The 536-nt window shown below is 62.9% G+C and carries 1 protein-coding gene; it reads right to left on the bottom strand.

Annotated elements, in window-relative coordinates; all coding sequences use genetic code 11:
* Positions 1–365 precede the first annotated feature (365 nt).
* Positions 366–536: substrate-binding domain-containing protein (locus VV867_RS31080; protein WP_328568458.1), on the bottom strand; the 171-nt coding region annotated here is incomplete at its 5' end.

Here is a 536-nt window from a genome sequence, read left to right as displayed (position 1 = left end):
ATCGGGGCTCTCGCGACATCCATGTCGCATGACCTCCTGAGCGCCGGTTTCGCTCGGCCTTCTGAAGGGGCGTTCCGGTGCGCTCGGAGGTTTCTCTGGAAGTCCAAAAGCCAGAGCTAGAGCGGACGCGCTTTTGCTTTTCGTAGGAGCGAGCTTGCTCGCGAACCCTGGGTTTCCGCGTTCGCGATAGTTCGTAGGGCGCATAACGCCTACAGCGTTATCCGCCATGATCGCGGACAAAGTCCGCTCCTACGGTTCCAGGAAAGCACGGTCGTAGGACTTCGTCCGCGATTGGATTCACCGGCCACGCAGGACCGGACGACGGTGTTCACACGCCCCTCTCCCCTTGCAGGAGAGGGATGGGATCAGAGCTCGTACCCGTAGGCCTTGATCACCGCCGCCGCCTTCGGCCCCTTCAGGTAGTCCACCAGGGCCTTGGCCGCGGAGTTGTCCTTGCCCTTCTCGAGGATCACCGCGTCCTGGCGGATCGGTTCGTAGAGGTCGGCCGGGACTATCCAGGCCGAACCGCCGGTCAC

Origin of the sequence: Pseudomonas sp. JH-2 (assembly GCF_036231725.1) — a bacterium.
In the GTDB taxonomy this organism is placed as follows: Bacteria; Pseudomonadota; Gammaproteobacteria; order Pseudomonadales; family Pseudomonadaceae; genus Pseudomonas; species Pseudomonas delhiensis.
This window is presented reverse-complemented; position numbering and strand designations above follow the sequence as displayed.